General features: G+C 54.5%; 4 protein-coding genes. 1 reads left to right on the forward strand and 3 read right to left on the reverse strand.

What is annotated here, in order from left to right; translation table 11 throughout:
• The 3 genes from QRD42_RS12375 to pncB form a co-directional block, all read right to left on the reverse strand.
• Nucleotides 1–763 (reverse strand): porin (locus tag QRD42_RS12375; protein WP_321987246.1); only part of this gene is annotated, 763 nt, incomplete at its 3' end.
• 594 nt (nt 764–1,357) lie between these two features.
• On the reverse strand, nt 1,358–2,758 hold the full coding sequence (gene asnS / locus QRD42_RS12380) for an asparagine--tRNA ligase (RefSeq protein ID WP_072568048.1): 1,401 nt from the start codon (nt 2,756–2,758) through the stop codon (nt 1,358–1,360).
• A 166-nt stretch (nt 2,759–2,924) separates the two neighbouring features.
• On the reverse strand, nt 2,925–4,127 hold the full coding sequence (pncB, locus tag QRD42_RS12385; RefSeq protein WP_321987247.1) for a nicotinate phosphoribosyltransferase: 1,203 nt from the start codon (nt 4,125–4,127) through the stop codon (nt 2,925–2,927).
• A 265-nt stretch (nt 4,128–4,392) separates the two neighbouring features.
• Here pncB and pepN point away from each other — a divergent pair, with 265 nt between their 5' ends.
• A complete protein-coding gene (gene pepN / locus QRD42_RS12390) occupies nt 4,393–7,005 on the forward strand; it encodes an aminopeptidase N (protein ID WP_321987248.1) in 2,613 nt (870 codons plus the stop codon).
• Nucleotides 7,006–7,025: the final 20 nt, after the last annotated feature.

A 7,025-nucleotide genomic window follows, 5' to 3' on the forward strand; every position in this document is an offset into this window, starting at 1 on the left:
TGTTGCGGGTTTCAGCATACACAGCAGCGAGGTATACGTTGTTTGCGTCGTATTTCGCGCCAACAGCCCATGCATCAGCACGGTCGCCTTTGCCATCTTCTTTCTGCGCAACGGTACGGTTAGCAGTGCTGTAAGAGCCGATCACGCCGAAGCCTTCACCGAACTCGTAGCCCAGGGACGCGCCCACGCCGTCGCCGTTGGCTTCACGCAGGTTGTCACGGTCGTTTTTGCCCTGATATTGCAGGCCAAAGCTCAGACCATCAACCAGACCGAAGAAGTTGCTGTTACGGTAGGTCAGCAGGCCGGTAGAACGCATGGTCATGTAGTTGTCGGTGTATGCGCCGCCCCAGGTTTCGCCAGAGAAGGACGGAGCCATATCGGTGTAAGACTCAACGTCGTACACGATGCCGTAGTTACGGCCGTAGTCCAGAGAGCCAGCGTCAGCAATTTTGATACCAGCGAATGCCAGACGGGTTACGTTGTCCTGGCTGCCTTCAGCTTTGCTTGCTTTAGCACGATATTCCCACTGGCCGTAACCGGTAACTTGATCGTTAACCTGAGTTTCGCCTTTGAAGCCGATCTGGCCGTAAGAGTTATCTTTGTTAGAAGTGTTGTCGCCAGAAGTGGTGAAGGCGTGCTCGCCAACAACTTTGCCGTACAGATCCAGTTTGTTGCCGTTTTTGTTATAAACTTCTGCAGCGTTAGCTGCACCGGCTACCAGCAGAGCAGGGATAACCACTGCCAGAATATTGCGCTTCATCATTATTTATTACCCTCATTAGGTTTTATGAACACCTGCCACTGCCGCCAATAGATTCCGTCAATAAATATTTACGGAACTATTGATGAGAGTTTGGTGTCTCTCTGTGTCTGAGAGGCATCTTTCCATTCATGTAATCGTTTCGCTAGCGCCAAAGTGCTACAAATGTCTTAAAGCGGTAACGAAAAGAAATAATGTGTAACATTGTGTGAATTTTTCGGAACTTTGTGAACCATCTCTAATTTCCTGACTCTCCGCTGATAAATTCAGCGAATCCATTCCTATATATATGAATTGCTTATATTTAATAGTGCTAATGGCAATTCTTATTTAAGAATCATTCTTATCTCTCTTTTTCTTATAATTGAATTTAGCCGTCCGGATTGCCGGGCGATTTTTATCCACTTGTGCTAATGCTTCAGAAAAACCTAATCCGCAATAAGTGAAGGGCTTATTTTTTGTTCAGAAATGTAAAGACGACAGGGATGGTTACAAAAGTGAAGAGAAGAGAGAGGAGTGTTGAGAATACAGACTGAATGTTAACAAAAGTTGACAATGAGTCTTAAAAATAAGGGCCAGATTAGCTGGCCCTGATATTCAGAAACTGGCGTTACGCGGGGTACGCGGGAACGGAATCACGTCACGCACGTTCTGCACGCCGGTCACATAGGCAATCAGACGTTCAAATCCCAGACCGAAACCGGCATGAGGAACGGTGCCGTAGCGACGCAGATCGCGATACCAGCCGTAGTCTTCTTTATTAAGACCCATTTCAGCCATACGCGCATCCAGGACATCCAGACGCTCTTCACGCTGGGAACCACCGATGATTTCACCAATCCCCGGCGCCAGCACGTCCATCGCGGCAACGGTCTTGCCGTCATCGTTAAGACGCATATAGAAGGCCTTGATGTCTTTCGGGTAGTTCTTCACCACCACCGGCGCTTTGAAATGTTTCTCGGCAAGATAACGCTCGTGTTCGGAGGAGAGATCCACGCCCCAGTAAACCGGGTTTTCGAATTTCTCACCGCAGGTTTCCAGAATGCGCACCGCATCGGTGTAATCCACCTGGGCGAAGTCCGCAGAGATGAAACGCTCCAGACGTTCAATGGCGTCTTTGTCCACGCGCTCAGCGAAGAATTTCAGATCGTCCATACGCTCGTCCAGCACGGCTTTGAAGACATACTTCAGCATGGCTTCTGCGAGCGCGGCGTTATCTTCCAGATCGTTAAACGCCACTTCCGGCTCCAGCATCCAGAACTCGGCCAGATGGCGGCTGGTGTTGGAGTTTTCCGCGCGGAAGGTCGGGCCGAAGGTATACACCTTTGACAGAGCGCAGGCGTAAGTTTCCGCGTTAAGCTGGCCGGAAACGGTCAGGAAGGCTTCTTTACCGAAGAAGTCTTTATCGAAATCGATTTTGCCCTGGTCGTTGCGCGGCAGGTTTTCCAGATCCAGCGTCGACACGCGGAACATTTCGCCGGCGCCTTCGGTATCGGAGGCAGTGATCAGCGGCGTCGACACCCAGAAGAAGCCCTGCTCATGGAAGAAACGGTGCAGCGCCTGAGCCAGCGTGTGACGTACGCGGGCTACCGCGCCAATCAGGTTGGTGCGTGGACGCATATGCGCCACTTCACGCAGATACTCAATGCTGTGGCGTTTGGCCGCCATCGGATAGGTATCCGGATCCTCAACCCAGCCGGTAACTTCAACGCTGGTGGCCTGGATTTCAAAGCTCTGGCCCTGGCCCGGCGATGCCACGACGGTACCGGTAACGATCACCGAGCAGCCGGTGGTTAAATGCAGCACCTCGTCATTGTAATTGGGCAGAGAATTATTAATAACGGCCTGTACAGGATCAAAGCAGGAACCGTCATAGACGGCCAGGAAGGAGATGCCAGCTTTTGAATCTCGGCGGGTACGTACCCAACCGCGCACGGTGACCTGCTGGTCAACGGCTACACGGCCCTGGAGTACGTCGGCTACAGGCGCAACGCTCATAATATTCTCTCTGTTAATTGTCTGGAAAAAATAGTCATTTATCCACCCAAAGGGGGGATACCTATGTTACCTGGCATGCGCCATCAGACAAGCAGAATTCGCAGCTAGCGGCGAAGAATTAATAAATAAATAAGAAGAAGGGAGCCATTAAGGCTCCCTTTTGCGTTTAACTGGCTTTTTTCACCAGCGGTAAATCGAAGGCTTCGCGCAGGGCGCGGACAAAAGCTTTATCATGACAGATGGTTTTTCCGGGGCTGTCCGAGAGTTTAGCGACGGGCTTGCCGTTGCACTCCACCAGTTTGATCACGATATTCAGCGGCTTCACCTGCGGAATATTGCAGGTCAGGCGGGTGCCGATACCAAAGCCTAAATTCACCCGTGAAGAGAAGTGCCGGTACAGATCGACCGCTTTTTTCAGATCCAGATTGTCGGAGAACACCAGCACCTTGCTGTGCGGATCGATACCGAGCTTCTGATAGTGGGCAATGGCTTTTTCACCCCATTCCACCGGATCGCCGGAGTCGTGACGCAGGCCCTGATAACGGGTGGCGAATTCCGGACCGAAATCGCGCAAGAAGGCGTCCATGGTGATGCAGTCGGTCAGCGCAATGCCCAGCTGATCCGGGTATTCGGCAAGCCAGGCGGCGAGGGCCGCGCGCTGGCTGGTCGCCAGGTCCGGGCTGATCTGCTGATGCGCCTGGAACCATTCGTGCGCCTGGGTGCCCATTGGCGTCAGCGACAGACGGCGCGCCAGATCGTAATTGCTGGTGCCGGTAAACCACGGCTCCCGGGTCAGACGTTCGACAATGGCCTGCTGCACGCTGCGGGAAAAACGACGGCGGGTGCCGAAATCCATCAGCCGGAAACGCGACAGATCCAGATCGGCGGTCAGGTCAGCAAACTCCAGCAGCTTCTCTTCCAGCATCGCCAGCGCCTGCGGCACCCCTGCTTCCGGTGAACGGTAGCTGTGCACCAGCTCGCTAATCACCGCCAGCAGCGGCACTTCCCACAGGATCACTTCCCGCCACGGGCCGCTCAGACGAATATTGAGTTTGCCGTTCTCGTTAATGACTTCCACCTGTTGCGGGTCATAACGAAAATCGCGCAGCCAGTTGAGGTAGTCCGCTTTAAAGAAGGGCAGGCCGGAAAGCCACTGGAATTCATCATCCTGCAAGCGCAAATGTTGCATGGCATTTATCTGCTCGCGGATGGCATCCGCGTAGATGCCCAGCAGATCGTCACCACGGCAGCGGAATTCAGCCACCACCTGCACATCGGCGTAGCGGTGGAAAACAGCCTGTTGCATGTGCAGCTTGTACGCATCGGTATCAAGCAGCGTATGCAGGATCGGGGAAGCAAATTGTGTCATGGCGTGCCGTAGCATCCTCTCACAGGAGCGTTTAGTACATTAAACAACAGGGGAGAATCGCTGGAGTATACCCTGTTTAGCAATTTATTGAACCCCGATCACAACATAAGCGGGCTTTTCAGACGAGCGCAATTCGTGCCACTGTTATAAAAATGTAGCAAACAGGACGTTTCTGTCTGAAAAGATGAAGATTCTGCGTGGCGAGTTGTTCACAACAGGAATAGACTGGAGTCGATACCATACTAAAAGATGCTAAAGGTTTTTTATGACACAACAGCCACAAGCCAAATACCGCCACGACTACCGTGCGCCGGACTACCTGATCAGCGATATTGACTTGACCTTTGACCTGGATGCCGCCAAAACCGTTGTGACCGCCGTAAGCCGCGTGTCTCGTCAGGGCGCGTCCGACGCCCCTTTGCGTCTTAATGGTGAAGATTTAACCCTGGTCTCATTGCACATTAATGATGCGCCCTGGACCGACTACCAGATCGAAGACAATTATCTGGTGATTTCGGCGCTGCCGGACCACTTTACCCTGCGCATCGTTAACGAGATCAGCCCAGCGACCAATACGGCGCTGGAAGGCCTGTACCAGTCCGGCGAAGCGCTCTGTACCCAGTGTGAAGCGGAAGGTTTCCGCCATATCACCTGGTATCTGGATCGCCCGGACGTGCTGGCGCGTTTTACCACCAAAATCATTGCCGATAAAACCACCTATCCGTACCTGCTCTCCAACGGTAACCGTGTGGGCGAGGGGGATCTGGAAAACGGGCGCCACTGGGTGCAGTGGCAGGATCCCTTCCCGAAACCCTGCTACCTGTTTGCGCTGGTGGCGGGGGATTTCGACGTGCTGCGCGATACCTTTACCACCCGCTCAGGCCGCGAAGTAGCGCTGGAGCTGTTCGTCGACCGCGGCAATCTTGACCGCGCGCCATGGGCGATGACCTCGCTGCAAAACTCCATGAAATGGGATGAAACCCGCTTCGGTCTGGAATACGACCTCGACATCTATATGATCGTCGCCGTGGACTTCTTCAACATGGGCGCGATGGAGAATAAAGGCCTGAACGTCTTTAACTCCAAATACGTGCTGGCGCGTACCGATACCGCCACCGATAAAGACTATCTCGACATCGAGCGCGTTATCGGCCACGAATATTTCCATAACTGGACCGGCAACCGCGTCACCTGCCGCGACTGGTTCCAGCTCAGCCTGAAAGAAGGCCTGACGGTGTTCCGCGATCAGGAGTTCAGCTCGGATTTAGGCTCCCGCGCCGTGAACCGTATCAGCAATGTACGCACCATGCGCGGCCTGCAGTTTGCGGAAGACGCAAGTCCGATGGCGCACCCGATCCGCCCGGACAAAGTCATTGAAATGAACAACTTCTACACCCTGACGGTATATGAAAAAGGGGCGGAAGTGATCCGTATGCTGCATACGCTGCTGGGAGAAGAAAACTTCCAGAAAGGGATGCAGCTTTACTTTGAGCGTCACGATGGCAGCGCGGCCACCTGCGATGATTTTGTGCAGGCGATGGAAGACGCGTCCAACGTGGACCTGTCACACTTCCGCCGCTGGTACAGCCAGTCCGGTACGCCGATTGTCAGCGTGCGCGACGATTATAACCCGGAAACCGAGCAGTACACCCTGACCATCAGCCAGCGCACGCCGCCGACCGCTGAGCAGGACGAAAAGCTGCCGCTGCATATTCCGTTCGATATCGAACTTTATGATAACGACGGCCATGTGATCCCGCTGCAAAAAGACGGTCATGCTGTGCATCACGTGCTGAACGTCACCCAGGCCGAGCAGACCTTTGTCTTTGATAACGTCTATTTCCAGCCGGTGCCGTCGCTGCTGCGTGAATTCTCCGCGCCGGTCAAACTGGAATACAAATGGAGTGATCAACAGCTGACGTTCCTGATGCGCCATGCCCGTAACGATTTCTCCCGCTGGGATGCGGCGCAAAGCCTGCTGGCGACTTACATCCGCCTGAACGTGGCGCGCCAGCAGCAGGGGCAGCCGCTCTCCTTACCGCTGCATGTCGCCGATGCCTTCCGTGCGATCCTGCTGGATGAGCAGATCGATCCGGCGCTGGCCGCCGAGATCCTGACGCTGCCATCCGCCAGTGAAGTGGCCGAACTGTTCGATATTATCGATCCGGTGGCTATCGCTGCGGTACGCGAAGCCCTGACCCGCACGCTGGCGACTGAACTGGCTGACGAGTGCCTGGCCGTTTATAACGCCAATAAACTCGACGCCTACCGCGTGGAACATGCGGACATCGGCAAGCGCTCCCTGCGTAATACCTGCCTGCGCTACCTGGCGTTTGGCGATGCGCAGCTGGGGGACCGTCTGGTCAGTGAGCAGTACCATAACGCCGATAATATGACTGACGTGCTGGCGGCGCTTTCCGCCGCCGTAGCGGCGCAGCTGCCATGCCGCGATGCGCTGATGCAGGACTATGACGACAAGTGGCATCACGACGGTCTGGTAATGGACAAGTGGTTTATTCTGCAGGCGACCAGTCCGGCCGCCAACGTGCTGGATACCGTGCGCAGTCTGCTTAATCACCGCTCGTTCACGCTGTCTAACCCGAACCGCGTGCGTTCGCTGATTGGCGCTTTCGCCAGCAGCAACCCGGCGGCGTTCCATGCGGAAGATGGCAGCGGCTATCAGTTTATGGTGGAGATGCTCACCGAGCTGAACCGCCGTAACCCGCAGGTGGCTTCACGTCTGATTGAGCCGCTGATCCGCCTGCGTCGCTATGATGAAAGCCGTCAGGCGTTAATGCGTATCGCGCTGGAAAAACTGAAAGGGCTGGATAATCTGTCGGGCGATCTGTTCGAGAAGATTGAGAAAGCGCTGGCGTAATCTGCTGTTGTTACCCTCTC

The organism is Enterobacter sp. PGRG2 (assembly GCF_030291195.1).
Classification (GTDB): domain Bacteria; phylum Pseudomonadota; class Gammaproteobacteria; order Enterobacterales; family Enterobacteriaceae; genus Enterobacter_D.

Excerpts from the sequence above, each read along its gene's own strand:
- pepN (WP_321987248.1), top strand. The coding sequence starts at position 4,393 with ATGACACAACAGCCACAAGCCAAATACCGCCACGACTACCGTGCGCCG.
- pncB (WP_321987247.1), bottom strand. The coding sequence starts at position 4,127 with ATGACACAATTTGCTTCCCCGATCCTGCATACGCTGCTTGATACCGAT.
- asnS (WP_072568048.1), bottom strand. The coding sequence starts at position 2,758 with ATGAGCGTTGCGCCTGTAGCCGACGTACTCCAGGGCCGTGTAGCCGTT.